We start from the raw sequence: 25382 nt of genomic DNA, 5'->3' as shown, positions 1-25382 counted from the left end.
CGCATGTAAGCCAGCGAAACCTTTGCGCTACTTCGGCACGACGCTCTTGGCCGCCTTCTTCAGCGCGGTACTCGTGGACTTCGCGGAAAGCCGCACCTTCTCGGCGGACTTCAAGGTCGCGGTCCCGTTGGTGCCGTTGGCCCAGTTCAGCCAGCCCGTCAGCAGGGCGGCATCCAGCTTCTCCCTGTTCGTCTTGGCGGCCTTCAGTACCCGGTACGCGGTGCCCAGGGATGACGCCTTGGTCAGCTCGGGGAAGACCGTGCTGGCCTTCTGCACCAGCTTCAGGTAGCAGCTGAGCGTGGCGTCGGAGAGCTTGCCGCTGCTCCGGTGCACCTCCACGGCCCACTTCTTGGCCGTCATGCGGGTGCCGGCCGTGCCGCGCGTACAGACCGTGGCCGGAGCCGTGGGGGTGACGGTCACCGTCACGGTCACGGTGAGGGTCGGCAGCGGGACCGGCGTCGGGTTCGTCTCCGTGGGCTCGGGCGACGGCGAGGGGCCGCTGCTGTCCGACGGGTCGGGCTCGGGGTCGGACGGGTCGGGGTCTTCGGGGGCCGGCGCCGGCGTCTGCGTGATGGGCGGCTGCGGGGTGCTACCGGTCAGCGCGGCCAGTACGTCCAGGCGCGGCGTGGTGACCTGGGTGTTGTTGGCCTGGTAGACGTACGGGCGGCCGGTCGACTTGAGCTTGTCGATCAGATCGGTCATCGAGGCCTGCGGCGACTGCGCCTTCAGCAGCGCCAGCGCGCCCGCCACGTGCGGCGTCGCCATCGAGGTGCCGCTGTAGACGGCCGTCTGGTTGTCGGGCACCGACGACTCGATGTCCACGCCCGGCGCGAACAGGTCCACCCCGGCTCCCCGGTTGGAGAAGTCGGCGATCGCGTCGCTGTCGTCGTTCGCGCCCACGGCCACCGTGGAGGTGATGCAGGCGGGGAACGAGGTGCCCTCGAAGTACTCGTTGCCGGCCGCGACCACGGTCGCGATGCCCTTGGCCAGCAGGGCGTCGACCTTCGGCTTGAAGATCGCGCCCTCCTCGCTGTCGTCGCACGAGGTCTCGGACGGCATGCCGCCCAGGCTCAGGTTCACCGCGGCGATCGGCTGCGTCGAGGCGGCCACGTAGTCCAGGGCCAGCCGCAGCGACGACTCGTACGCCAGCAGGCAGGACGGGTCGCCGCAGACCGACTCGTCGTTGACCCGGCTGAACACCTGCACCGCGACGATCCCCGCGCCGGGCGCGACGCCGCTGTCGCCCGCCGCGATGCCCGCGACGTGGGTGCCGTGCTCGCACAGGTTCACGCTGTCCGCCAGGCACTTGGCCGTCATGGCGTTGGCGGCGCCCTTTCCGGTCTGCGAGGTCTGGCCGTTCGGGCACAGTGACTCCACGCCCGTGTCCACCGCGGAGAAGCACGCCTCGTCCACGATCCGGGCGCCGAAGTTCGGGTGGTCCTCGTCGATGCCGGTGTCGAGCACGGCCACCGCCTGACCGGTGCCGGTGAAGCCCTGGGCGTGCGCCTGGTCGGCGCCGATCTGGACGAGGTTGTTGGCCGCCGTCGGGGGATAGGCGCGATCGCGGTGGATCGAGGTGATGCGCGAGTCCTCGGCGAGCGCGGCGAGCTCCTCGGCGGTGCCCTGGACCACCAGGAACGGCTGGCTCTCCGGCCGCAGGACGACGTCCACGCTGTCGGCCGCCGCCTTACTGGCGACCGGCGCGTTCTGCCCCGGGTCGGCCAGCTCGACGATGGCGCGCACGGTGCCGCCATCGAGAGCCAGGCCGTCTTCGAGCTTCTCCTGGGAGGCGCTCGGCGAGGGGGTCGCAGTTGGCGTCGGGTCGTCGGCGAAGGCCGGAGCAGCCGGCACCAAGGCCAGCAGGATCGCGCACACTACCAAAGGGCGAAGTCGCACGATCTTGGAGTTTAGGGGGATTTATCCGGCGCGCACAGGGGCAGCGCGCCTTTCTCAGCGAACTGTCATGAACTTCCCAGCCCGTCGTGACGCAGCCACACGGCGCCCAGCGGCGGAACCCGCAGCGTGGCGGAGTACGGCAGGCCATGCCAGGGCTCCTCGACGGCCTGGACCGAGCCCATGTTGCCGACCCCGCTGCCCCAGTATTCGTAGGCGTCGGTGTTGACGGCCTCCGCCCACTGCCCGCCGTAGGGCAGGCCGAGCTGGTAGGTCTCGTACGGCCCGCCGCTGAAGTTGGCCACGCACGCCACCGCGGACCCGTCGCTCGCGTAGCGGACGAACGAGAACGTGTTACCCCGCGCGTCGTCGGCGTCGATCCAGCGGAAGCCCTCGGGGGACGCGTCCTGCTCCCACAGGGCCGGGTTCTCGCGGTAGAGCCGGTTCAGGTCGCGGACCAGCCGTTGTACGCCCGCATGCCCGTCGAACTCCAGCACCCACCAGTCGAGCCCGCGCTCCTCCGACCACTCCGAGCCCTGGCCGAACTCGCCGCCCATGAACAGCAACTGCTTGCCCGGATGCGCCCACATGAACGCGAGCAGCGCCCTGAGCTGGGCGAACCGCTGCCATTCGTCGCCCGGCATCTTGCCCAGCAGCGAGCCCTTGCCGTGCACGACCTCGTCGTGGGACAACGGCAGCACGAAGTTCTCGGAGTAGGCGTACATGAGCGAAAAAGTCATCTGATGGTGGTGGTACTGGCGAAATATCGGCTCATGTCGTAGATAGCTGAGCGTGTCGTGCATCCAGCCCATGTTCCACTTGAAGCCGAATCCGAGACCGCCCAGGTGCACGGGCCGCGAAACGCCCGGCCACGCCGTCGACTCCTCCGCCACGGTGGTGATGCCCGGAGCCTCCCGGTAGCAGACGGAGTTCATCTCCTTGAGGAACTCCACCGCGTCGAGGTTCTCCCTGCCGCCGTAGATGTTCGGCGTCCACTCGCCCTCGCGCCGCGAGTAGTCGAGATAGAGCATCGAGGCGACCGCGTCGACCCGCAGCCCGTCGATGTGGAACTCCTTCATCCAGTAGAGCGCGTTGGCGACCAGGAAGTTACGCACCTCGCGGCGGCCGAAGTCGAAGACGTAGGTCCCCCAGTCGGGGTGCTCGCCGCGGGCCGGGTCGGCGTGCTCGTACAGCGGGGTGCCGTCGAAGCGCGCCAGCGCCCACTCGTCCATCGGGAAGTGCGCGGGCACCCAGTCGAGCAGCACCCCGATCCCGGCCTGGTGCATCCGGTCCACCAGATGGCGGAACTCGTCGGGCGACCCGAACCTGGCCGTCGGCGCGTAGTAGGAGGTCACCTGGTAGCCCCACGACCCGCCGAACGGATGCTCGGCCACCGGCAGCAACTCCACATGCGTGAAGCCCATGTCCTCGACGTAGTCGACGAGCTGCTCGGCCAGATCCACGTAGGACAGACCGGGCCGCCACGACCCCAGGTGCACCTCGTAGACGCTCTCGGGGCCTCGCTGCGCGTCCTTCTCGGCGCGTTCGGTCATCCACGCGGTGTCGTCCCAGGTGTAGGCCGACTGCTCGACCACGGAGGCGGTCTGCGGCGGCACCTCGGTCCGCCTGGCCATCGGGTCGGCCTTGTCCCGCCACACGCCGTCGGCGCCGAGAATGTGGAACTTGTACCGCTCGCCCTGCCCCACCTCGGGGATGAACAGCTCCCACACCCCGGAACGGCCCAGCGAGCGCATCGGGTAGGCGGTGCCGTCCCAGTGGTTGAAGTCGCCGACGACCCTGACGCCGCGCGCGTTCGGGGCCCAGACGGCGAACGCGGTGCCGTCGACGTCCTCGTGCCGCATCACACGCGAGCCGAGCACCTCCCACAGCCGTTCGTGCCGTCCCTCGCCGATCAGGTGCAGGTCCACCTCGCCCAGCGTGGGCCAGTGACGGTAGGGGTCGCGCACCTGGTAGGGCTCGGCGTCGGCGTACTGGACGCTGAAGGCGTAGGAGGGCACCTTGTCGAGCCCCTTGACCGTGACCTCGAACACCCCATGGGCCTGGTGTTTCAGATCGTGGGCCGTTCCGTCGTCCAACACCACGCGCACCCGCTCGGCGAGCGGGCGCAGCGTACGGAACGTGATACCACCCTCGACGGGATGTGCTCCCAGCACGGAATGCGGATCGTGATGCGCTCCGCCCGCGAGTCGGTCGAGCTCTGTCCTCATCGGCATGCTCCCACCTTGCCCTACGTCAACCCTCCAACCCAGGCCACTGCCCGCAATCACGGAGACAATCACCGAAAGTGCGGAATCTTGGGTTTATCGAGAGAAGCCGCCAGGTCGAAATGCGGCATTGCACTGGGTACTGGATGATCTGCGCGGGCCGCGCCTGCGTGCCCGGCGGCGGCGACGAACAGAGCGAGCGCGAGTTGGAGGAACACCATCACTCCTGTGTGTACGGGAACGCCCACATAGAGTAACGGCGAATCATTACCTTGACTGCCAAACCCGGATATTTGAAGGTCAGGAAGGGTCTGTCGTGGCGGCCCGCGGCCGTCGCAGGTCAAGCGCCACCCGTACCGCGGTCGCGATCCGCTCGACGTCGCCGCGTTCCGCCTCGGGCAGCGGTGCGCCCACCGACGCCCTGAGCGCGCCGGCCGCGTCCAGCAGCCGGGCCGCCTCCTCGTGCCGGCCGCCGAGCGCCCGGGCCCCCGCCAGGCCCTCCGTCGCGAGCGCGATCGCGCGTGGATCGCCCACCCGCCGCGCCACCGCCAGCCCCTCCCGCTGCCACTCCAGCGCCGCCGCCGCGTCCCCGCGCTGCTCGGCGACGAACCCCAGCTCGGCCAGGATCAGCGCCGCCCCCGGCTCACCCGCCACCTGACGCACCCAGCGCAACCAGCGGCGCAGCAGCCCTTCCGCCTCGTCGAGCCGTCCCTGCCGCCGGGCCACCAAGGCCAGCCCGACCTCGGCGAACTCCTCCAACGGCACATCCGACCTGGCGACGGCCAGCCGCCTGGCCCGCTCGTGCAGCTCCCGAGCCCCGTCGAGGTCACCGGTCAGCAGCGCCACCCGGCCCAATCTGGACAGGGCGCCCGACACCTCGCTCCACAGCCCGAGCTCCTCGGCGATGCGCAGCCCGTCGCGTCGCAGCTCCGCGGCCTGCTCGTAGTCGCCGGTGATCTCGGCCAGCGTGCCGAGGTTCTCGGCGGCCCGCATCTCGCCCCACCGGTCGCCCACCTCACGGAACAGCTCCAGCCCCCGCTCTCCGTCACGCCTCAGCGCGGCCAGATCACCGCGCAGCAGCGCCCGCCTGGCCCGCAGACTCAGCGCCGCCGCCGTGCCCCACCGGTCGTCCGAGGCGAGAAAGGACTCCATGGCGCTGTCCAGGTACGCGTCGGTGGCCGCCGGGTTGTCGTAGCCGTAGAGCGTGAAGGCCAGGAACCACTGCGCCCTGGCCCGGCGCGCCGGATCCGCGATGTCGGCCAGTCGTTCCAGGTCGGGGGCCCGCCCCTGCCCCGCCAGCATCCGCAGCCCGGCCAGCCAGACACGCGCCTGCGCGTCGTCGGCGACGGCCAGCACCGCCTCGAGCGCCCGCTGCCCCTCGCCGAGCCTGCCACGCAACACCCAGTACCAGGCCAGCGCATTCACCAGCCGGACGGCGTCGTGCGCGGCGCTGGGGCGGACGGCGTCGTGCGTGGTTTTGAGCCGGGAGGCGTCGTGCGGGGTGGCGAGGCGGAGTGAGGTCTCGATCGCGGTACGTAGGTTGGCGGTGTCGGCGTCGAGGAGCGCGAGCCACCGCGGTTGCTCGGGTCCGCGAAGGCCGGGCTCGGCGCGTTCCGCCAGGTCGGCGTAGTGGCGGGCGTGCCGCAGCCGGACCGCCACCGTCTCGTCCGCCTCGGACAGCCGTTCCAGGCAGTACGCGGCGACCGACTCCAGCAGCCGGAACCTGCCGCCCGGCACCCGCACCACCAGCGACCTGTCCACCAACCTGGCCAGCAGGTCGAGCACGTCCAGGCCGGGTTCGGCGCAGACCGCCTCGGCGGCTTCGAGCGTGCACCCGTCGGCGTGCACGGCCAGCCGCCGCAGCACCAGCCGCTCGCCACCGGTCAGCAGCTCCCAGCTCCAGTCGATCATCGCCCGAAGCGTCCGCTGCCTGGCGGGCGCGCCCCGATGTCCCGTGGCGAGCACCCGGAACCGGTCGTCGAGCCGGGCCGCGAGCTGGCGCGGCGTGAGCGCGCGCAGCCGGGTGGCGGCCAGCTCCAGCGCGAGCGGGATCCCGTCGAGCCGCGCGCAGATCTCCGCCACGCCGTCGTCACCCGCCCCGACGCCCGCCCGCGCCGCGAGCAGCTCCGCGGCGGCCTCCGGACCGAGCGGCGGCACACTCCACAGCACCTCACCGGGGACACGCAGCGACTCCTGGCTGGTCGCCAGCACACGCAGCTCGGGCGCGGCCCGCAACAGCCGCTCGGCCAGCTCGGCGACCTGGTCGACCACATGCTCGCAGTTGTCGAGGACGAGCAGGGTCGCGCGGGTACGCAGCGCGGCGGCGAGCCGGTCGACCGCCGACCCGGGCAGATCGACCGGTTCGCCGCCGTGCCGGTCGACCACCGACCCGGGCAGATCGTCCCTGACCCCCAGCACCGACGCGACCGCCTCCGCCACCACGCCCGGCTCAGCGGACGGTGTGATCGAGGCCAGCTCGACCAGCCACACACCTCCGGGGAACGACCGCCCGGGCTCGGCCGCGGCCTCCAGAGCGAGCCGCGTCTTGCCCACCCCGCCCGGCCCGGTCAACGTGACGAGCCGCCCGCCCCGCAGCAGCGCCCGCACCTCGGCCACCTCCACGGTCCGCCCGATCAGCCCGGTAAGCGGCGCAGGCAGGTTCGTCCCCGGCGGCCCGACAACCGGTCCGGCCACCCCGGCGCGTGGCAGGCCCTCAGCTGGTCCAGGCGGCTCGGAGTGCGGCAGGTCCGTGTCCGGCGCGGCCGAGCCGGGGTGCGGCGGGCCCGCGAATGGCGCGGGTGGATCGCCATGCGGTAGATCCCCGGCCGGTTCCGGCGGCACGGAGTGCGGCAGACCCGCGTCCGGCGCGGCCGGGTCGAGGCGTGGCGGACCGGAGGGTGAGGGGCCGGAGGGAGCGCGGAGTGGGGGACCGGGGCGTGGTGGTAGGGGTGGAGCGAGGGTGGGGTCCTGGCGGAGGATTGCGGCATGTAGGGCCGTCAGTTCGGGCGCCGGGTCGATGCCGAGCTCGTCCGCCAGCAGCCCGCGTAGCTGCCCGTACCCGGCCAGCGCCTCGCTCTGCCGCCCCGCCCGGTACAGCGCCCGCAGCTGCGCGGCCCGCAGGCGTTCGCGCAGCGGGTGCGCGGCCACCAGGCCGGCCAGCTCGGCCGCCAAGGCTCCGTGGTCGCCCAGGTCCAGCCGGGTCTCGGCCAGCTCCTCCAGTGCCACCAGGCGCTGCTCCTCCAGCCGGGCCGCGGCCGCCTGCGCGAAGTCGCCGAACTCGGCGTACGGAGTCCCCCGCCACAGGCCCAGCGCCTCGGTCAGCAGCGCCTGCCGTACCAGCGGATCGTCGCTCCGTCCGGCGCGGGTGAGGAGGGACTGGAACAGGCCCGCGTCCACCGCCTCCGCGTCCACCGCGAGCAGGTACCCCGGCGGCCGGAAGGCCACCAGCGAGCGGTCGCCGAGTGCCCGGCGCAGTTGGGAGACCTTGACCCGGAGCGCGGCCGGCGGGTCGCCGGGCGGGCGGTCGCCCCACAGGTCGTCGATGAGCCGGTCGGTGGAGACCGGCCGGCCGCGGTGCGCCAGCAGGTCGGCGAGCAGCGCGCGGACCTTGGCTTCGGGCACCTGGACCGGCTGCCCGTCCGGCGTCCACACCGAGAGGGGGCCCAGCACCCCGAATCTCATCAGCCCCCCATAAGCCAGTCCGAATCCGACCATAACCCCCGGCCAGCAGTGTGGGAGCCGTCAACCGAAAGGACTGCTCAGCATGCGTATCTCTATCCTCGGCCTGGGGCTCATGGGCCAGGCATTGGCCCGGACCCTCGTGCAGGCCGGTCACAGCGTCACCGTGTGGAACCGTACGGAAGGCAAGGCGGACGGTTTGGGCGCCACCAGCGTGGCGACCGCGGCGGAGGCGGTCGAGGCCAGTCCGCTGGTGATCGTCTGCGTGCTCGACTACGCGGCCGTACGGGAGGTCCTCGGCTCGGTCCAGTTGGCCGACCGCGTCCTGCTGAACCTCACCAACGGCAGGCCCGCCGAGGCCAGGGAGCTGGCGGAGTGGGTGGCCGCGCGCGGCGGCGACTACCTGGACGGCGGCATCATGGCCGTGCCCCAGATGATCGGCACGCCCGGCGCGCTGGTCCTCTACAGCGGCTCGCAGCCCGCCTTCGAGCGGTACGAGGAGGCGCTGGGCGCCCTGGCCAGGCCGCGCTACCTGGGTGCGGACGCGGGGCTCGCGCCGCTGTACGACCTGGCCATGCTCACCGGCATGTACGGCCAGATCGCCGGTTTCCTGGAGGCGGCGGCGCTGATCGCCTCGGAGAAGCGGCCGGTGGTGGAGTTCACCACGGAGCTGCTGGTGCCGTGGCTGACCGCGATGGCCGCGCAGCAGCCCCAGTGGGCGGTGGACATCGAGGCGGGCGACTACGCGACCGACGTCTCCAACCTGGAGGTCAACAGGGTCGGCATGGACAACCTGCTCCGCGCCTTCGAGGACCAGGGGGTGAAGCCGGACCTGCTGCTCCCCATGAAGGACGTCCTCGACCGGCGGGTGGCGGGCGGACACGGCGCCGAGGGCCTGTCGAGCCTGATCGAAGAGCTGCATTAACGGCGGAAGGCGGCCATCGGGATGCTGATCCACGAGGGTCGGTTGCGGGCCTCGTACACCACCTCGTACACCGCCTTCGACAGCTCGAACGCGCGCAGCAGGGCCGCGTCCGCCGAGGTGATCACCCCGCCGCCCTCGGCGTAGCCCTCCAGGAAGGCGTGCCTGTTGCGGTCGGCCCACTCGGCGGCCCGTGGCTCCAGCGACTCGGGCTCCGGGTGGTCGGCCAGCAGGTGCCTGGCCGCGTAGTCGAACGAGCGGAGCATCCCGGCCACGTCACGCAGCGGGGACGACAGCGCCCGGCGTTCGGCCAGGGGCTGGCCCGGCTCGCCCTCGAAGTCGAGCACCACCCAGCCGACCGGGGTACGCATCACCTGGCCGAGGTGGTAGTCGCCGTGCACCCGTTGTACGGGCACCTCGACGGTCAGCTCCTCGACCTGGTGGTAGGCGTCCTCCAGCGCGTGGACATGGTCGCGCAGCTCCGGCACCTCGCCCACGGCCCGGCCCAGCCGCCGCCGGAAGCCCTCGGCCATCCGCTTGACCTCGTGCGCCTCGACCACGTCCGTGGGGAAGGCGCCGGCCAGCTCCAGGTGGACGTGGGCGGTGGCCACGCCGAGCCGGTGCGCCTCGGCGGCGAAGTCGCCCCCGGCGTCGGCCGCCGAGAGCTCGGGCATCGAGCCGTACAGGTCGCGCACGCTGGCCAGAGCCAGGTCCCAGCCGTCGTTGGCGGTGGACAGGTACTCCTGCATGATGGCGAGCGTCGTGGGCGTGCCGTCGAGGTCGGTCTCGATCCACCCGTACGGTTTGGCGATGTGCGGGGATTCATGGAGGGCCAGCGCGGTGATGATCTCCAGCTCCGGGTTCACGCCGGGGATCAGGCGGCGGAAGAACTTGCAGATGTAGGCGTCCCCGTACACGAGCGAGGTGTTGGACTGCTCCGCGCCGAGCACCAGGCTGCGCGGTGAGGTGTCGATCGTGACGCCGGGCAGGTGGCGGAAGCGCACGGTGTCCCAGCCGGTGCCCTCGGCCATGCACTCCAGGACCCAGTGGGTCAGGGCCTGGTCGTGGACGGCGTCGTAGACGTACCACTCGGGATGGTCGGGGCCGCCTTCGAAGGCGTAGGGGCCGTGCGTGCCGATCAGCGCGTGTTTCAGCCGGTCGGGCAGCTCGGTGCGCATGCCGAGCAGGATCTGGTAGCGGTCTCGCGAAGCGCCCTGCCACACCGACACGATCAGGTGGCGTAGCCCGGGGTCGTCGGCGTCGATCACGACGTCCGACTCGATCGACAGGGAGTCGATCGCGCGCCCCTTGCCGCCGAACCATCGTTGGCGACTGATCCATGCGGCAAGGAGCTCGTCAAGCACGTCTTACTCCTCCTGGGTGACTGCCGGTGGGAGTGTGAACCAGTAGAAACCATGCCCGGGAAGCGTCAAAAGATACGGAAGTTCGCCAATTGCCGGAAATGGTACCCCACCCATCGTCTCAACGGGTGAGACGCCGACGAATCTGCGCAGGTCGAGCTCGACCGGCTGGGGGAAGCGCGAGAGGTTGTTCACGCAGAGCATCCGGTCGTCGCCCAGCTCTCGCACGAACGCGAGCACGCTCGGGTTGGAGGAGTTGAGCTCGATGAACTCGCCCAGGCCGAACACCGGGTGCCGCTTGCGGATCTCGATCATGCGCTTGGTCCAGTGCAGCAGCGAACCGTTGTTCTTCTGCTGCGCCTCGACGTTGAGTCCCTGGTAGCCGTAGATCGGGTCCATGATGACCGGCAGGTAGAGCCGCCCCGGGTCGCAGTCGGAGAATCCGGCGTTGCGGTCGGGGTCCCACTGCATGGGCGTGCGTACGCCGTCGCGGTCGCCGAGCCAGATGTTGTCGCCCATGCCGATCTCGTCGCCGTAGTAGAGCACCGGCGAGCCGGGCAGCGACAGGAGCAGCGCGGTGAACAGCTCGATCTGGTTGCGGTCGTTCTCCAGCAGGGGCGCCAGGCGCCGCCGGATGCCGACGTTGGCCCGCATCCGCGGGTCCTTGGCGTACTCGGTGTACATGTAGTCGCGTTCCTCGTCCGTGACCATCTCGAGCGTCAGCTCATCATGGTTGCGGAGGAAGATCCCCCACTGGCAATGTTCCGGAATCTTCGGCGTTTGGGCCAAGATTTCGGAAATGGGGTAGCGCGATTCCCGGCGTACGGCCATGAAGATGCGCGGCATCAGCGGGAAGTGGAACGCCATGTGGCACTCGTCCCCGCCGCCCACCGGGTCGCCGAAGTACTCGACCACGTCGGACGGCCACTGGTTGGCCTCGGCGAGCAGCACCCGGTCGTTGTAGAGCCGGTCGATCTCCTTGCGGATCCGCTTGAGGTACTGGTGCGTGGGCGGCAGGTTCTCGCAGTTGGTGCCCTCCTCCTCGAAGAGGTACGGCACGGCGTCCAGGCGGAACCCGTCGATGCCCAGGTCGAGCCAGAAGCGGAGCACCTCCAGCATCGCGTCCTGCACGGCCGGGTTCTCGTAGTTGAGGTCCGGCTGGTGGTGGAAGAAGCGGTGCCAGTAGTACTGGCCGCGGACCTGGTCATAGGTCCAGTTGGACGTCTCGGTGTCGATGAAGATGATCCGGGCGTCGGGATAGGGGGTGTCGTCGTCCGACCAGACGTAGAAGTCGCCGAACGGCCCTTCCGGATCGTGGCGGGCGGCCTGGAACCAGGGGTGGGCGTCGCTGGTGTGGTTCATCACCAGGTCGGCGATGACGCGCATGCCACGTTTGTGGGCCTCGTCGACGAGCTTCACGAAGTCTCCGAGGTCGCCGAACTCCGGCAGGATCTTCATGAAGTCGGCGATGTCGTAGCCGCCGTCACGCAGCGGTGACTCGTACAGCGGCAACAGCCACAGGCAGTCGACGCCGAGCCACTGGAGATAGTCGAGCTTGCCGATCAAGCCCTTGATGTCACCGGTGCCGTCGCCGTTGGAGTCGGCGAAGCCCCGGATCAGGACCTCGTAGAAGACGGCGCGCTTGTACCAGTAGGGATCGCGCGGCTTCTCCTCGTCGAAGGGATTGGGAATGGGTGTGGAGCTCATGAGCACTCCCTCGTGCTCATGAAGGAGGCGCTTTCACACACGTTGAAGACTCCCCGCTGAATTCTGTTCTACCGTGGCGCGGCTCGTACGGTGAAGATATGGACAGGCTGGATGTGGGGATCGAGGCGTACGTAGTTGCTCTGCCGCCAACGATACGACTCGCCCGATAGCTCGTCGTCCACGACGAACTCGGCATTCCAGTCCAGGCCGATCGCCGGCATGTCCACTTCGACCGTGGCCTCGTGGGTGTGGTGTGGGTCGAGATTGATGACCGCCAGAACGACGTCGCCCAGCCCGTGCCGTCGTGTGGCCGGGTCGTAGGCGCCCGGCAGTCGCTTGGAGAAGCACACGATGTTCGGTTGGTCGACCTGGTGGAACCGTAGATTACGCAACTCCTGCAGCGCAGGATGGGCTCTTCGGAACAAATTCAGGTGGGTGATGAAGGGCGCCAGGCTCCACCCTGCCCGCTCCGCCGCCGCCCAGTCGCGAGGTCTGTACTGATATTTCTCACTATCTAGGTATTCCTCACTACCCGGACGGACAGGGACATTCTCCCCCAGCTCGTACCCCGAGTAGACGCCCCAGGTGGGCGAGGCGAGCGCGGCCAGCGCGGCGCGGATGCGGAAAGCCGGGTTACCGCCCTGCTGTAGGTATTCGTGAAGAATGTCCGGAGTGTTGACGAACACATTGGGCCGCAGGAAGTGCGAGGTCCGCCCGGCCAGCTCGGAGAGGTACGCCTCCACGTCGGGCTTGGAGTTCTTCCACGTGAAGTACGTGTAGGACTGGTGGTAGCCCACCTTGGCCAGCGTCTGCAGCATCGCCGGCCGGGTGAACGCCTCGGCCAGGAAGATCACGTCAGGGTCGGTCGCGTGGATGTCGGCCAGCAGCCGCTCCCAGAACCCCACCGGCTTGGTGTGCGGGTTGTCCACCCGGAAGATCCGCACGCCGTGGTCCATCCAGTGGTGCAGGACCCGTTTCACCTCGGTGTAGATGCCGACGGGGTCCTTGTCGAAGTTGACCGGGTAGATGTCCTGGTACTTCTTCGGCGGGTTCTCGGCGTAGGCGATCGTGCCGTCGGCCCGGATCGTGAACCACTCCGGATGCTCCTTGACCCACGGATGGTCGGGGGCGCACTGCAGGGCGAAGTCGAGCGCGACCTCCATGCCCAGCTCACGGCTGCGGGCGGTGAACTCGTCGAAGTCCTCGATCGTCCCCAGGTCGGGGTGGATCGCGTCGTGGCCGCCGTCCTCGGAGCCGATCGCCCAGGGCGAGCCCGGCTCGTCGGGCTCGGGGCTCAGGGTGTTGTTGCGCCCCTTGCGGAAGGTGTGGCCGATCGGGTGGATCGGCGGCAGGTAGACGACGTCGAAGCCCATCTTGGCGACCGCGGGCAGGCGCTTGGCCGCGGTCTGGAAATTTCCGGACTTGGAGATGCCCGACTCGCTGACGACCGCACCCTCGGACCTGGGGAAGAACTCGTACCACGAGCCGTACAGGGCCCTGCGCCGGTCCACCCTGATCTTCCTCGGCCGCGCCCTGGTCACCAGGGCGCGCAACGGATGCGCCTCCAGCAGCGCCGCCGTCTCCGGAAGCTGCGCGATGGACAGCCGCGCCCGCGGGTCGAGCTGCTCGTCGCGGAGCGTGGCGGCGATGCCCAGCAACGCGGCGCGGTGCCCGCACGTGCTGTCACCGTTCCCGTTGCCGGGAGCGGGGCACTCGGCTATCCGTACGGCCCTGGCCGCCCGGTCGAACAGCCGGGCGCCCTCCTCGCACATGAGGTCGGTGTCCATGCCACGCGGGATCTTGATCTCCGCGTCGTGCAGCCAGGTGGCGATGGGGTCGCTCCACGCCTCCACCCGGAACAGCCAGTCACCCTCGGTCGGCAGGCACACGCTGATGCCCCACCGGTCGGTGCCCGGCGAGAGCTCACGCATCGGTCTCAGGCGACCGCGCTGCCCATCGGGCGCGGTGAGCACCACGCCCGCGGCCACGGCGTCGTGGCCCTCTCGGAACACGGTCGCCGAGACCTGGAAGGTCTCGCCGGCGACCGCCTTGGCGGGCCACTGCCCGCAGTCGACGACGGGGGAGATGTCCGTGATGGGAATTCGTCCGATCATCGCATTTCAAGGTTGCGGCGGCACGCTCGGTACCGCCGGAGGCTTCCGTGGTAGGAACGATCCTTGCATGTAAATTGTGGGCAGCAGTGGAAGACCTCCCGAGTGTCCCCAGGAGAACCAACATTGGGGGAAGTTGCCCAAATAGTCCGTCTTCATGCTTCTTCCCGGAAGGGGTTTGAACGGCCTTGCTGGAGGTGAGGGACTCAGAGGTCCCTCCTAGCCCATAGGGTTCGAAAACGTGAGAGCAATCCGCCGGTTCACCGTCCGCACCGTCCTGCCCACGGAGCTGGCCTCCCTCGGCGAGCTCGTGCACAATCTGCGTTGGTCATGGCATCCAGAGACGACCGACCTCTTCGCCGAGGTCGACCCCCGCCTCTGGGAGCAGGTAGGGCGCGACCCGGTCGCCCTGCTGGGCGCCGTCGACCACGCCAGGCTTGCCGAGTTGGCCGCTGACCGCCGCTTCCTACGGCGTCTCGCCGACGCCGCCGACGACCTGCGCGAATACATGACCGCGCCGCGCTGGTACCAGACACTGCCCGACGCCGCGCAGGCCATCGCCTACTTCTCCCCCGAGTACGGCATAGCCGCCGCGCTCCCGCAGTATTCGGGCGGCCTCGGCATCCTGGCCGGAGACCACCTCAAGACCGCCAGCGACCTCGGGGTGCCGATCCTCGCGGTCGGGCTCCTGTACCGCCACGGCTACTTCACCCAGTCGCTCTCGCCAGAGGGCTGGCAGTTGGAGCACTATCCGTCGCTCGACGCGGGCGGCCTGCCGCTGACCCTCCTGAAGGAGGAGGATGGCACCCCCGTCAAGGTCCGCATCTCCCTGCCCGACGATCGGGTGCTGCACGCGCAGCTCTGGGTGGCGCAGGTGGGCCGGGTGCCGCTGCTGCTGCTCGACTCCGACGTGGCCGACAACGACATCGCGGCCCGCGACGTCACCGACCGCCTCTACGGCGGCGGCACCGACCACCGGCTCATGCAGGAGCTGCTGCTGGGCGTCGGCGGCGTACGGGCGATCCGCGCGTACTGCCGCATCACCGGGCACTCCGAACCCGAGGTGTTCCACACCAACGAGGGCCACGCCGGCTTCCTCGGCCTCGAACGCATCCGCGAGCTGACCGAGTCCCGCCTGTCCTTCGACGAGGCGCTGGAGGCCGTACGCGCGGGCACGGTCTTCACCACGCACACGCCGGTGCCCGCGGGCATCGACAGGTTCCCGGTCGACATGATCGAGCGCCAGTTCGGCGGCGGCAACGCCTGGCCGACCGTGCCCGTCGAGCGCATCCTCGCACTCGGCGCCGAGGAGCAGCCCGGCCGGTTCAACATGGCGATCATGGGCATGCGGCTGGCCCAACGCGTCAACGGCGTCTCCGTGCTGCACGGCGCGGTCAGCCGTGAGATGTTCAAGGGACTGTGGCCCGGCTTCGACCTCGACGAGGTGCCGATCGGCTCCATCACCAACGGCGTCCACGCGCCCACCTGGGTCGGCCGCGAGCTCATGGAGCTGGCCGGCCGTGAGCTGCCCTCGCTGATCGAGCGGTCGCGCGGCTGGGAGGGCGTCCAGAAGGTCCCCGACGCAGACCTCTGGGACATCAGAGGCACGCTCCGGCGGCGCCTCGTCGAGGGGGCCAGGGTCAGGTTGCGCAAGGCGTGGCGCGACCGCGGCGCCTCCGACGCCGAGCTCGGCTGGATCGACGACGCGCTCGACCCCGACGTGCTGACGATCGGGTTCGCCAGGCGCGTACCGTCCTACAAGCGGCTCACGCTCATGCTGCGCGACGCCGAGCGGCTGACGGACCTGCTGCTCGACAGCGACAAGCCGGTCCAGATCCTGATCGCGGGCAAGGCCCACCCCGCCGACGAGGGCGGCAAGAAGCTGATCCAGCAGATCGTCAAGTTCGCCGACCGGGCCGACGTGCGTCACCGCATCGTGTTCCTGCCCGACTACGACATGGCGCTCGGCCAGCTGCTCGTCCAGGGCTGCGACGTGTGGCTGAACAACCCGCTCCGGCCGCTGGAGGCGTCCGGCACCTCGGGCATGAAGTCGGCGCTGAACGGCGGGCTCAACCTGTCGATCCGCGACGGCTGGTGGGACGAGTGGTACGACGGCACCAACGGCTGGGCCATCCCCACCGCCGACGGGGTGACCGACCAGGACCGGCGCGACGAGCTGGAGGCCGCCGCCCTCTACGACCTGATCGAGCACGAGGTGGCCGACCGCTTCTACGACCGGGCCGGTGACGGGCTGCCGCGCCGCTGGCTGGAGATGGTCAAGCACACGCTCACCTCGCTCGGCCCCAAGGTGCTCGCGGGCCGGATGCTCCGCGACTACGTGGTCGGCCTGTACCTCCCCGCCGCGTTGTCGGCCCGCGCGCTGTCGGGCGACTCCTACGCCGCGGCCAAGGGGTTCGCCGCCTGGCGGGTGCGCGTCACGCGGGCCTGGCCGGGAGTCCGGGTCGAACACGTGGAGGCGTCGGGCATCGGTGACGCCCCGGAGGTCGGCGCGGCGCTCGAACTGCACGCCACGGTCGCGCTCGGCGATTTGGAGCCGGGCGACGTCCTGGTCGAGGCCGCCTACGGCCGGGTCGGGCCGCACGACGAACTGGCCCATCCCGCGTACATGGAGCTGCGGACCGACGGCGTCGACGACGACGGCCGGGCCCACTACGCGGGCGTGATCCCGCTGGACCGCACGGGCCCGTTCGGCTACACGGTCCGCGTGGTCCCGCACCACGCGCTGGCCGCCTCCCGCGCCGAGCTCGGCCTCATCGCCGTTCCCGAGGAACCCGCCGGCATGACCAACGGCGTCCTTAGGTGAAGCGTGATCCGGTGAGGCGCGATCCGGTGAACGGACCGGTTGGACCGCACAATAGGGAAAACGCCCAAGGAGCGTCATAATCGGGACCGTGGTGGACGACAGCGGCAACGGCCTGCGGGCAGACACTCTGGTGGCGACGGTCCGAGGTGTGCTTCCGTCCTTGACCCCGGCTGCGCAGACGGTCGCCCGGCTCATCCTGGAAGACCCGGCGACGGTGGCTCGGAGCACGATCACCGAGCTGTCCGCCGCCTCGGGCACCAGCGAGGCGACGATCGTCCGCACGGCCAGGCTCCTGGGCTTCGCCGGCTACCCGCAGCTCCGCCTCGCCCTGGCCGCGGCGGCCGCCCAGCCCGACCGGCTGGTGCCCGGCGACCTGGCGCCCGACGACCCGCTGTCGGAGGTCATCCAGAAGGTGGCCAGGGCCGAGTCGGAGGCGATCAACGACACGGTCGCCCAGCTCACCTCGGAGCGCCTCGGCCTGGTCGTCGACGCCATCGTCGGCGCCAGGCGGATCGACGCCTACGGCGTGAGCGCCTCCGGGCTGGTGGCCGAGGACATGGCCCAGAAACTGCTGCGCATCGGGCTGTCCAGCCACGCCTTCCAGGACGTCCACCTGGCGCTGGTCAGCGCCGTGCTGCTCAAGCCCGGCGACGTGGCGATCGGCATCAGCACGTCGGGCGAGACGCCCGACGTGCTCGAACCGCTGTCGCGGGCGCGGGAGGCCGGCGCGACGACCGTCGCCATCACCAACAACCCGCGCTCATCGATCGCGGAGCTGGCCGAACACGTGCTGATCTCGGCCGGGCGCGAGACGGAGTTCCGTCCCGGCGCCCTGGCCAGCCGGATCAGCCAGCTCCTCGTCGTCGACTGCGTGTTCGTCGGCGTCGCCCAGCGCACCTTCGACTCCTCTCAGGAGGCGTTGCAGAGCACCAGGCGCGCCGTCAAGGAGTTCACCAGGCGAGCGACACCCGTACGTCGTCAGCCTTGACGAACATCACCCGGTGCCCGAACTGGATCTGCAGGTACTTCGTCTTGCCCTTGACCACCTTGTGGCTGGCCTCGTCGAAGGTGACCGCCCGGTAGTACTCGGTGGCCGCCTTCCCGGCCAGCGTGTACTTCTCACCGGCCGAGAACGTGTACTGCAGCGGGGTGACCGCCTGGTACGGGATGTCGGCCGGGTAGGCCTCCTGCTCCGGGTAGGCCCTGCCGTACACCGGGACGGTCGCCAGACCCGGCTTGGGCGTGACCACCAGGCCCGCTGACGGGACGGCGGTCGGCTTCGAGGCCGGGTTGTAGAACCAGCCCTTCTGGCCGAGGTACCAGATCGCGGTCCAGTCGCCCTGCCGTTCCGCGACGGCGAACCGCTGGCCGGTGCTCGCCCTGGCGCTGTGGTCGTACACGCTGTAGAGCGAGGCGTTGGTGCCGGTCGGGTGCTTGCCGATGTCCTTGATCAGCGGTGCGTCGTCGCGCGGCTCGGTACGCAGCCACACGGTGCCGGCGCTGAGGGGCGGGCAGGCGTTCTCGGGGTTCTTGCGGTCGCAGCCGTAGAAGTACGGCTTGTTGGTGGCGAAGTCCGGCCTGATCATGACCGAGCCCGCCTTGGGGCCGCCGAAACCATGCAGCGGCGCGCCGATCAGGTCGAAGTAGTGCTTCCAGTCCCAGAACGGGCCCGGGTCCTCGTGCATGCCCCGCACCGTGGTCGGCAGCGTGCCCGGCACGTTGTCGTGCCCCAGGATGTGCGCCCGGTCGAGCGGTATGTCGTACCTGAGCGCCAGGTAGCGGACGAGCTTGGCGGACGAGCGGTACATCGCCTCGGTGTACCAGGTGCTGCCCTCGGCCAGGAAGCCCTCGTGCTCGATGCCGATGGACTTGGCGTTGATGTACCAGTTGCCGGCCTGCCAGGCGACGTCCTTGCCCTTGACGTGCTGGGCGATGTGGCCGTCGGTGGAGCGCACGGAGTACTGCCAGCTCGCGGGGTAGTTGACGTCCTGGTTCAGCCCGATCGACGGCCCGAAGTAGCCCTCCATGTCATGGATGATGATGTACTTGATCTTCTGGCTGACCGGCCGGTTCGCCAGGTCGTAGTGCCCGTAGTCGCCGTTCGGCTTCTGCGCGTAGGCCGATGGGAGCCACTCGCAGGAGATCGTCCTCGGGCACTCGACGCCGTCGCGGCGCGGCGGCCTGAGGCCGAGCTTCTCCAGCCACTTCTCGATCCGCTCCAGGCCGGGGATCGGCGTGAGCTCGACCTTCTGCCCGTCGTCGGTGACCCGCTCGGCGCCGTCCTCGATCGTGGTGTAGACCTCGTCGGCGAAGACCTTGGCCGCCTCGGACTCGTCGGCGCCGGAGTACTTGGCGACCGCGCCGTACCACTCGCCCGGGTCGGCGCTCAGCGGCGCGCCGATCGACTTCTGATAGTCGGCCAGCAGCGCCGCGCCGCCCCGGATGTTCGCGGTGGCGTCCGTCCGCAGCGCCTCGTGGCTCTGGCCGGTCAGCTCGGCGGCCTTGTCCATGGTCTTGAGCGAGGCCGGGATCTCCGCGGGCGCGACCGTCGTCGTGGCCGGGGCCAGCGGCCTGGTCTCGTCGCCGCGCGCGTCCTCTTCGCCCTCGCCGTGGTGGTTGGACCCGGTGAAGGCGGCGGCATCGGTCAGGTGCATCGGGCCGAACCCGGCGTCGTTGCTGGGCTGCCCGGCATGGGCGTCCCAGCGCGACTCAAGATAGGAGACACCGAGCAGCACGCTCTCCGGAACCTGGAACTCCTTGGCCGCCGCGGCGAACGCCGCCTGCCGGTCCGGGGGTTCCTCGGCAGCGGTGCCGGCCGCCGCTGTCATGTTGACTAATGGCAGGAGGGCGACCACCGCGATCGCCAGCGCTCTGCGCATCTACTGCTCCTCGACTGGGGGAATGACGGAGTCAGCGTTTCAACATTTTCCTTCTCTGGCGAGAGCTTTGCGAAGATATTTTTCAGCAGTTAACGCCTTATGGTGGGGCGGGTGACGTCGATCGTGACCGGGGCGGCCGGATTCATCGGCCGCGCGCTGACGTCGGCCCTGCTGTCGTCCGGCTCGCCGGTCGTCGCCATCGACCGCCGGCCCATCGAGGAGCGGCCTGGGCTCACCGTGATCACGGCCGACCTCTTGGATGTTTTCGATGTTTTTTCTGACGCCGATGAGGTCTACCACCTGGCCGGGTGCGCGGGCGTGCGTGACGCCGCTCCTGGGATCGGGTGGCGGCGTCAGCGGGACAATGTGCTCGCGGGCGCGCGGGTGCTGGCGCTCACGCCGCCTGGCGTCCCGCTCCTGGTCACTTCGTCCAGTTCTGTGTACGGCGGGGCGTTGCGCGGCCGGGCCAGCGTGGAGTCGGATCCGGTTCGGCCCGTTGGCGGCTATGCCATGAGCAAGGTCGCGCTGGAGCGACTCTGTCGCGATCGTCCCGACGTCACGATCGTCCGGCCGTTCACCGTCGCGGGGGAGGGGCAGCGGCCCGACATGGCGCTGTCGGTGTGGCTGCGCGCCGCCGAGGAGGGCCGCCGGTTGCGCGTGCTCGGCTCGCTCGACCGTACCCGCGACATCACCGACGTACGGCAGGCGGCCCGCGCGATGATCGAGCTCATCGGCGTCCCCGGCATCGTGAACCTCGGCACAGGCCACGGCCAGACCCTCCGGGCCATGGCGGAGGCGGTGGCCACGGTGACCGGAGCCTCACTCACCTTCGACGTCGTACCCGCCCCGCCTGACGAGCCCGGCGACTCGCTGGCCGACACCCGCCGCCTCCACTCGCTGCTCGGCTGGACCCCGCGTACCGACCTGCTGGACTTGGTCCGCCGCCAGCAGCTTGTAGTGTCCTGAGCATGGGTGAGTTCGTACACGTAGAAGTGGCCGACCAGATCGCCACGATCAGGCTTGACCGTCCGAAAATGAACGCCCTCAACGGCCAGATGCAGCGAGAGCTCGGTGAAGCGGCCCGAGCCGTCGACGCCGATCCCGAAGCGCACGCCGTCGTCGTCTACGGCGGCGAGCGGGTGTTCGCGGCCGGGGTCGACATCAAGGAGATGGTCGTCATGTCCTATGCCGACATGGCCACCCACTCCCGCGCGCTCCAGGGCTGCTTCACCGCGGTGGCCGCCATCGGCAAGCCCGTCATCGCCGCCGTCACCGGTTACGCCTTGGGCGGCGGCTGCGAGCTGGCCCTGTGCGCGGACTTCCGGGTGGCGGGGGAGTCGGCCAAGCTGGGGCAGCCGGAGATCCAGCTCGGCCTTATCCCCGGTGCGGGCGGCAGCCAGCGCCTGCCCCGCCTGATCGGGCCCGCCCGGGCCAAGGACCTGATCTATTCCGGCCGGCATGTGGCGGCAGCGGAGGCGCTGGCGCTGGGGTTGGTGGATCGGGTGGTGCCTGACGCCGAGGTGTATGCGGAGGCGCTGGCCTGGGCGGGGACCTTTACCGGTGGGCCCGCTGTGGCGCTGCGGGCGGCCAAGCAGGCGGTGGATCAGGGGTTGGAGGTTGATCTGGATACGGGGTTGGAGATCGAGCGGCTGCAGTTCTCCGGGCTCTTCGCTACGGATGACGCGAAGATCGGGATGACGGCATTCGCGGACAAGGCCCAGCCGAAGTTCACGGGACGCTGACGGGCGGGTTCGCCTCCACGAGTGTGGGCCGGGCGCTGACGGGCGGGTTCGCCTCCACGAGTGACGCCCGCCCTCACCGCAGGCTCCCGCGAACTCACTGCGGGCCCCTGCGATCTCCCTACAGGCCCCGCGATCGAAGGCCGGCGCCGGTCGCCCCATGCTCGGGGTGACCGGCGCTTTTATTCGGCGCTGAGAGTGACCGTTGCTTTCGTCCGGCGCTCGAGATGCCGGCTGTCTTCACTCGCCGCCCGAGATGACCGCTGTCTTCACTCGGCGCTGGGGTGACCGCTGCCTTCACTCGCCGCTCGGGATGTCCGGGGCCGTCAACGGTGCCCTCCGATGACGACGGTCGTGAGCGCTCGGGGCTGCAGGGTCACGGTCCCGCCGGTGACCGGGCTCGCGGCGAGGGAGCTGGCGTTGTCCGTCACGTACGCGGTGGCCCGCCCGTTCACACCCTTCCACGTCACGGCGGCGGTGCCGGTGTTGAGCACCTCGACCACCTGAGAGCCGTCGGCGTTGCGAAACGCTGAAACTTTCAGCGCCGGATCGCCCGCCACCGCATCCACCCGCACCGCGCCCGGCCGGATGAACCTGCTGTACGCCGCCAACGCCCACAGCCGCTTGGAGACGTGATACGTACCCGCGGCCTCGTCGATCTGGAGCAGCGCCCGGGTGGCGCCGCGCGAGGCGCCCAGCCAGTAGACGTAACCGCTGACGTTGCCGAGCGTAAGGGCGTCATGAACGGCCCGCGCGATCGTGAACCCGTCGTAGCCGCTGCCGTCGTCCCAGCTCTCGTTCCAGGTGGAGCCGTTGGGATTCCACTCCGACATCCAGGTATTTCCGCTGGTCGGCAGCGGTCCGTCCACCGGGCTGGCGTACGTGTGGCCGGTGTGCGTCCTGACCCAGCGGCGAGCCTGGGGGTCGGCCTCGATCGCGGCGGAGTACGCCTTCGCTTCGGTCCAGCCGAACGAGTCGCAACAGGCCACCTTGAGGCCTTTGACGCTGTTGGCGATCGGGCCGAGCACCTTGACAAACTCGGCGGCCTGCTGCGGGGTGAACCGCATCGAGGCGTACGTCGCCGTCCAGTCGGGCTCGTTGGTGAAGCCGAGGTCGGTGATCCTGATGCTCTCCCGGGCATAGAACTTCGCGTATTGCACCAGGTAACGGGCATAGGCCTGCTGCCACTCCGGCTTCAGCGTGCCGCCGTTCTTGTCGTCGCCGTTGTCCTTCATGTACGCGGGCGCACTCCAGGCGTCGGCGAAGAACCGCTGGACCCCGTACCCCTTGGCCGCCTTCGCCACCCAGACCTGGCTGTTGTCCTCGCCATCCCAGACGTACTTGGGCGGGGCGTCCGGCCCACCCGGGTCCACGGGCTGGATCGAGGCCATCTGGTCGTATGGGCTGCCCACAGGGGAGGAGCCGATCCCGAGCCGCAGGATGCTGAGCCCGGCACCCTTGTCGCGGTTGAACCACAGGTCGAGGATCTCCCGCTGCTGTTCCTCGCTGAGCGCCCGGACCAGCTCGTTGCGACGGAACGCCTGCGAGATCCCGAACCCGTCGATCTCCTGGTGCCGTACGCGGTCGTGCACGATGATCGCGGGCGGATCCGCCTGGTACGGGGCCTGCACGGTGGGCAGACCGAGCAGGGTGACCGCGACAACGCCTCGTAACATACCGCCTCCGAAATTTTCGGAACCACCGCGATAATTTCGCTCCCGGAAACGTAAACACGTACGAGCCCTGCGTCAACCTCTTGGGGCCTCTCCACAAAGGGCTCGCCATCGGCGCTTCGCGCCCTGGAAGCTCGGCGCACTTCCTTAGGCGCTTACGCGCACCGCAAGGCCCTCCGCTTCGCTCCAGCCGTTCCTCTGGAAGCGCCTCCGGCGCACAACGGGCTTCGTGATGGGCGCTTCGCGCTGGGGACTCAGACGTTTCTTCCAGTCGGGCCAAGGGCCCGACCCCTGAAGGACCTCGCTCCGCTCGGACGCCCTCCCAAGCGCGGGCTCCGCTCGCGCCCGCTTCGCCACAGGCAACAGCAGGTGGCCTGTGACGGATGTGAGAACGAGCACTTGACCTCAAGAAGAAGATGGCCTGACCGTCGAATACGGCCTCTACCTGCGGCTACGCCGTGTGGTAGGGGCCGTTTCGGCTGCCTGGGCCGCCTGTGGGCCGTCACGGCTTCGGATCGGGGGCGAACACAGCGGCGACGGCCTTCCGAGTACACCCCAGGCTGCTCGGCATGAGGTGGGTGTGGGTCCGCAGAGTGAAGCCCGGGGCGTGGTGACCGAGGTACAACTGAGGGCCTTGACCGGCATGGCCGCTGTTGCCTGCTCGCTGTCGTGGTTGGCGGGCCGGGCACCGTATGCTGAGATCTAGCAGCCCGCAGAGCGCTCGGTGGAGGTCCTCATGAGCACACCCGACGCGGACCACCTCGCCTACCCGCCGATCAGGCCCCGCCTGTCGGTCGAGGAACTGCTCGCGGCCAAGAACACCCAGCCGATCCGCTCCCTGGACGACCTCGCCGCCGACACTTTCGAGTCGGACGAGGAACTGGAGGAGTTCCTGGCCTTCACCTACGCCGAGCGTCATCGCGACGTAGCCTGAACCGACGTCGTGCAACCAGTCATCTTCGACACCGATGTCGCCTCGCTGACCCACAAGCGCAAACTCACCGGCCCGCTGGCCACCCGCCTGATCGGCCGCAAGCCGCTGATCACCTTCGTGACCTTCGGCGAGCTGACCAAGTGGACCGAGATCCGCCGCTGGGGCACCCGCAGCCGCCAGGAGTTGGCCGACTGGCTCTCCGGCATCCCGATCCTGCCCGGTGACGAGCCGGTCGCGGCGATGTGGGGGCGACTGTCGGCTGCCGGCATCCAGCGTGGACGCCCCCGCCCGATCAACGACATGTGGATCGCCGCCTGCTGCCTCACCTACGACCTGCCGCTGGCCACGCTCAACCTCAAGGACTACGAGGACTTCAAGACCCACCACGGTCTGCGCATCCTCGGCACTGACTAGCCCCCCGCGAGCGCGACGATGGCGCGACATCGGCCAGGCCGAGGCGGACACCCACGCACTCTCGACGATGCCGGTCGAAGAGCCGGCCGAGGTGCGCCGGACGAACCATAGGCCGCCCGCCGTACACAGCTCGAATTGCGGCTCTGACAGATGCACGTGTGCTCGCGCACCCGTACCCGGTGCGCGCGTGGAAGGCTCGGTTCCCACGGCACCGGCTCAAGCTGCGCCTGAGGAGCGGCTACGTGCAACCCGGGGCAATCGAGGGGAGACGTCCAGGTGATCACGACATCACCGCCCGGACCTGCTGCTCTTGCAGCAGCGCCACGAACGATGCCATGTCATCTGCGCTCACCGTCTGCTGAAGGCCCGCGTCGATCTCCGCGTTGCGTAGCCGCACACCGCGTCTGGTCGCGTAGAACACGCCCGCGTCGCTACGGAAGAACGACCAGCCGGGAACGTGGCCCGAAGTGCGTCAAGGTCATAGCTGTGCATCGCCATAGGCGCAGCTTAACTGGGCTGTACATGTCTGTCCATGCCATGACAAGTCATGGGCTGAAAGACGCTGTATGGGCAGGTATTCCTATGGTTAGACAGTGATTGAGTTCGAGCCGGATCGCTTCAGGTGGGAGCAGATAGCAGACGTGCTCCGCCAGCGAATCAACGACGGCACCTACGCGCCGAAGCATCTCCTCTCCGAGGTGCAGTTGATGCAGGAGTTCGGCGTAGCTCGCGGGACCCTCCGCAAGGCCATGCAGCGACTCCGCGACGAGAAGCGCATCTATACGATCCCCAACCTGGGCAGCTTCGTCGGCCAGCGCACCGCACCCAGCACAGCCACCGACGAACCACCCAACAACTGAACCTCACCTGGAACCACCCGAAAAAGCATCAACTGAAGCCCAGGTGTCAAGCACCAACCGGAACAGGTGTCAACGACGGCTGAATCTGGACCCCCTGGCGTCGTCTGAATTTTGACCCCTTGATGTGCTTGATTGTTATTGGTCGTTGGTGTGGCCAGCTGT

17 protein-coding genes are annotated in these 25382 nt (G+C 69.5%); 8 read left to right on the top strand and 9 right to left on the bottom strand.

Annotated elements, in window-relative coordinates; genetic code table 11:
• Nucleotides 1-27 precede the first annotated feature (27 nt).
• From AB0F17_RS35640 to AB0F17_RS35630, 3 genes are all read right to left on the bottom strand, one after another.
• Nucleotides 28-1896 carry a S8 family serine peptidase gene (locus AB0F17_RS35640; protein WP_358031879.1) on the bottom strand — a complete coding sequence of 623 codons (1869 nt, stop codon included), beginning with the start codon at nt 1894-1896 and terminating at the stop codon, nt 28-30.
• A 65-nt stretch (nt 1897-1961) separates the two neighbouring features.
• The gene (gene glgB / locus AB0F17_RS35635) at nt 1962-4121 is read right to left on the bottom strand and encodes a 1,4-alpha-glucan branching protein GlgB (protein ID WP_358032308.1); all 2160 of its coding nucleotides are present in this window, start codon (nt 4119-4121) and stop codon (nt 1962-1964) included.
• A gap of 297 nt (nt 4122-4418) precedes the next feature.
• Nucleotides 4419-7799 (bottom strand): BTAD domain-containing putative transcriptional regulator, encoded by a 3381-nt coding sequence (locus tag AB0F17_RS35630; RefSeq protein ID WP_358031878.1) that lies wholly within the window; start codon nt 7797-7799, stop codon nt 4419-4421.
• 82 nt (nt 7800-7881) lie between these two features.
• Here AB0F17_RS35630 and AB0F17_RS35625 point away from each other — a divergent pair, with 82 nt between their 5' ends.
• Nucleotides 7882-8721: an NAD(P)-binding domain-containing protein gene (locus AB0F17_RS35625; protein WP_358031876.1), complete on the top strand. Its 840-nt coding sequence runs from the start codon at nt 7882-7884 to the stop codon at nt 8719-8721.
• Here the strand turns inward: AB0F17_RS35625 and AB0F17_RS35620 are convergent.
• The 3 genes from AB0F17_RS35620 to AB0F17_RS35610 all read right to left on the bottom strand — a co-directional run bounded on the left by AB0F17_RS35620 (nt 8718) and on the right by AB0F17_RS35610 (nt 13900).
• Complete coding sequence (locus AB0F17_RS35620; RefSeq protein WP_358031874.1) at nt 8718-10082, bottom strand: aminoglycoside phosphotransferase; 1365 nt, start codon at nt 10080-10082, stop codon at nt 8718-8720. The two genes, AB0F17_RS35625 and AB0F17_RS35620, sit on opposite strands and share 4 nt — an antisense overlap.
• Before the next feature lie 3 nt (nt 10083-10085).
• Entirely contained in the window at nt 10086-11786 is a 1701-nt protein-coding gene (gene treS, locus AB0F17_RS35615; RefSeq protein ID WP_358031872.1) for a maltose alpha-D-glucosyltransferase, read from the bottom strand.
• 68 nt (nt 11787-11854) lie between these two features.
• Nucleotides 11855-13900, bottom strand: a complete 2046-nt coding sequence (locus AB0F17_RS35610) for an alpha-1,4-glucan--maltose-1-phosphate maltosyltransferase (RefSeq protein WP_358031870.1) — start codon at nt 13898-13900, stop codon at nt 11855-11857.
• 238 nt (nt 13901-14138) lie between these two features.
• On the opposite strand from AB0F17_RS35610, the gene glgP reads away from it, so the two are divergent.
• Nucleotides 14139-16721, top strand: a complete 2583-nt coding sequence (gene glgP, locus AB0F17_RS35605; protein ID WP_358031868.1) for an alpha-glucan family phosphorylase — start codon at nt 14139-14141, stop codon at nt 16719-16721.
• 88 nt (nt 16722-16809) lie between these two features.
• On the top strand, nt 16810-17709 hold the full coding sequence (locus AB0F17_RS35600; protein WP_358031866.1) for a MurR/RpiR family transcriptional regulator: 900 nt from the start codon (nt 16810-16812) through the stop codon (nt 17707-17709).
• On the opposite strand, the gene AB0F17_RS35595 is transcribed toward AB0F17_RS35600, so the two are convergent.
• On the bottom strand, nt 17672-19600 hold the full coding sequence (locus AB0F17_RS35595; RefSeq protein WP_358031864.1) for an N-acetylmuramoyl-L-alanine amidase: 1929 nt from the start codon (nt 19598-19600) through the stop codon (nt 17672-17674). The two genes, AB0F17_RS35600 and AB0F17_RS35595, sit on opposite strands and share 38 nt — an antisense overlap.
• A gap of 111 nt (nt 19601-19711) precedes the next feature.
• Between AB0F17_RS35595 and AB0F17_RS35590 the strand changes: the two genes are divergently transcribed.
• A complete protein-coding gene (locus AB0F17_RS35590; protein WP_358031862.1) occupies nt 19712-20566 on the top strand; it encodes an NAD(P)-dependent oxidoreductase in 855 nt (284 codons plus the stop codon).
• A gap of 2 nt (nt 20567-20568) precedes the next feature.
• The gene (locus AB0F17_RS35585; RefSeq protein ID WP_358031860.1) at nt 20569-21342 is read left to right on the top strand and encodes an enoyl-CoA hydratase-related protein; all 774 of its coding nucleotides are present in this window, start codon (nt 20569-20571) and stop codon (nt 21340-21342) included.
• Nucleotides 21343-21665: 323 nt separating this feature from the next.
• Here the strand turns inward: AB0F17_RS35585 and AB0F17_RS35580 are convergent, their stop codons facing one another.
• Nucleotides 21666-23015, bottom strand: coding sequence for a glycoside hydrolase (locus AB0F17_RS35580; RefSeq protein ID WP_358031858.1), 1350 nt, complete (start codon nt 23013-23015; stop codon nt 21666-21668).
• A 733-nt stretch (nt 23016-23748) separates the two neighbouring features.
• Between AB0F17_RS35580 and AB0F17_RS35575 the strand changes: the two genes are divergently transcribed.
• On the top strand, nt 23749-23946 hold the full coding sequence (locus AB0F17_RS35575) for a hypothetical protein (RefSeq protein ID WP_358031856.1): 198 nt from the start codon (nt 23749-23751) through the stop codon (nt 23944-23946).
• Between the two features lie 9 nt (nt 23947-23955).
• Nucleotides 23956-24360: a type II toxin-antitoxin system VapC family toxin gene (locus AB0F17_RS35570; protein WP_358031854.1), complete on the top strand. Its 405-nt coding sequence runs from the start codon at nt 23956-23958 to the stop codon at nt 24358-24360.
• A gap of 280 nt (nt 24361-24640) precedes the next feature.
• Here the strand turns inward: AB0F17_RS35570 and AB0F17_RS35565 are convergent, their stop codons facing one another.
• On the bottom strand, nt 24641-24781 hold the full coding sequence (locus tag AB0F17_RS35565; protein WP_358031852.1) for a hypothetical protein: 141 nt from the start codon (nt 24779-24781) through the stop codon (nt 24641-24643).
• A gap of 172 nt (nt 24782-24953) precedes the next feature.
• Between AB0F17_RS35565 and AB0F17_RS35560 the strand changes: the two genes are divergently transcribed.
• The gene (locus AB0F17_RS35560; RefSeq protein WP_358031850.1) at nt 24954-25220 is read left to right on the top strand and encodes a winged helix-turn-helix domain-containing protein; all 267 of its coding nucleotides are present in this window, start codon (nt 24954-24956) and stop codon (nt 25218-25220) included.
• Nucleotides 25221-25382: the final 162 nt, after the last annotated feature.

This window comes from Nonomuraea sp. NPDC026600, assembly GCF_040638335.1.
Lineage (GTDB): Bacteria > Actinomycetota > Actinomycetes > Streptosporangiales > Streptosporangiaceae > Nonomuraea.
This window is presented reverse-complemented; position numbering and strand designations above follow the sequence as displayed.

What these genes read in the sequence shown, in the direction of transcription:
- glgB (WP_358032308.1), bottom strand. Translation starts at nt 4,121, where the DNA reads ATGAGGACAGAGCTCGACCGACTCGCGGGCGGAGCGCATCACGATCCG.
- AB0F17_RS35630 (WP_358031878.1), bottom strand. Translation starts at nt 7,799, where the DNA reads ATGAGATTCGGGGTGCTGGGCCCCCTCTCGGTGTGGACGCCGGACGGG.
- AB0F17_RS35625 (WP_358031876.1), top strand. Translation starts at nt 7,882, where the DNA reads ATGCGTATCTCTATCCTCGGCCTGGGGCTCATGGGCCAGGCATTGGCC.
- treS (WP_358031872.1), bottom strand. Translation starts at nt 11,786, where the DNA reads ATGAGCTCCACACCCATTCCCAATCCCTTCGACGAGGAGAAGCCGCGC.
- AB0F17_RS35610 (WP_358031870.1), bottom strand. Translation starts at nt 13,900, where the DNA reads ATGATCGGACGAATTCCCATCACGGACATCTCCCCCGTCGTCGACTGC.
- AB0F17_RS35595 (WP_358031864.1), bottom strand. Translation starts at nt 19,600, where the DNA reads ATGCGCAGAGCGCTGGCGATCGCGGTGGTCGCCCTCCTGCCATTAGTC.
- AB0F17_RS35585 (WP_358031860.1), top strand. Translation starts at nt 20,569, where the DNA reads ATGGGTGAGTTCGTACACGTAGAAGTGGCCGACCAGATCGCCACGATC.
- AB0F17_RS35580 (WP_358031858.1), bottom strand. Translation starts at nt 23,015, where the DNA reads ATGTTACGAGGCGTTGTCGCGGTCACCCTGCTCGGTCTGCCCACCGTG.
- AB0F17_RS35575 (WP_358031856.1), top strand. Translation starts at nt 23,749, where the DNA reads ATGAGCACACCCGACGCGGACCACCTCGCCTACCCGCCGATCAGGCCC.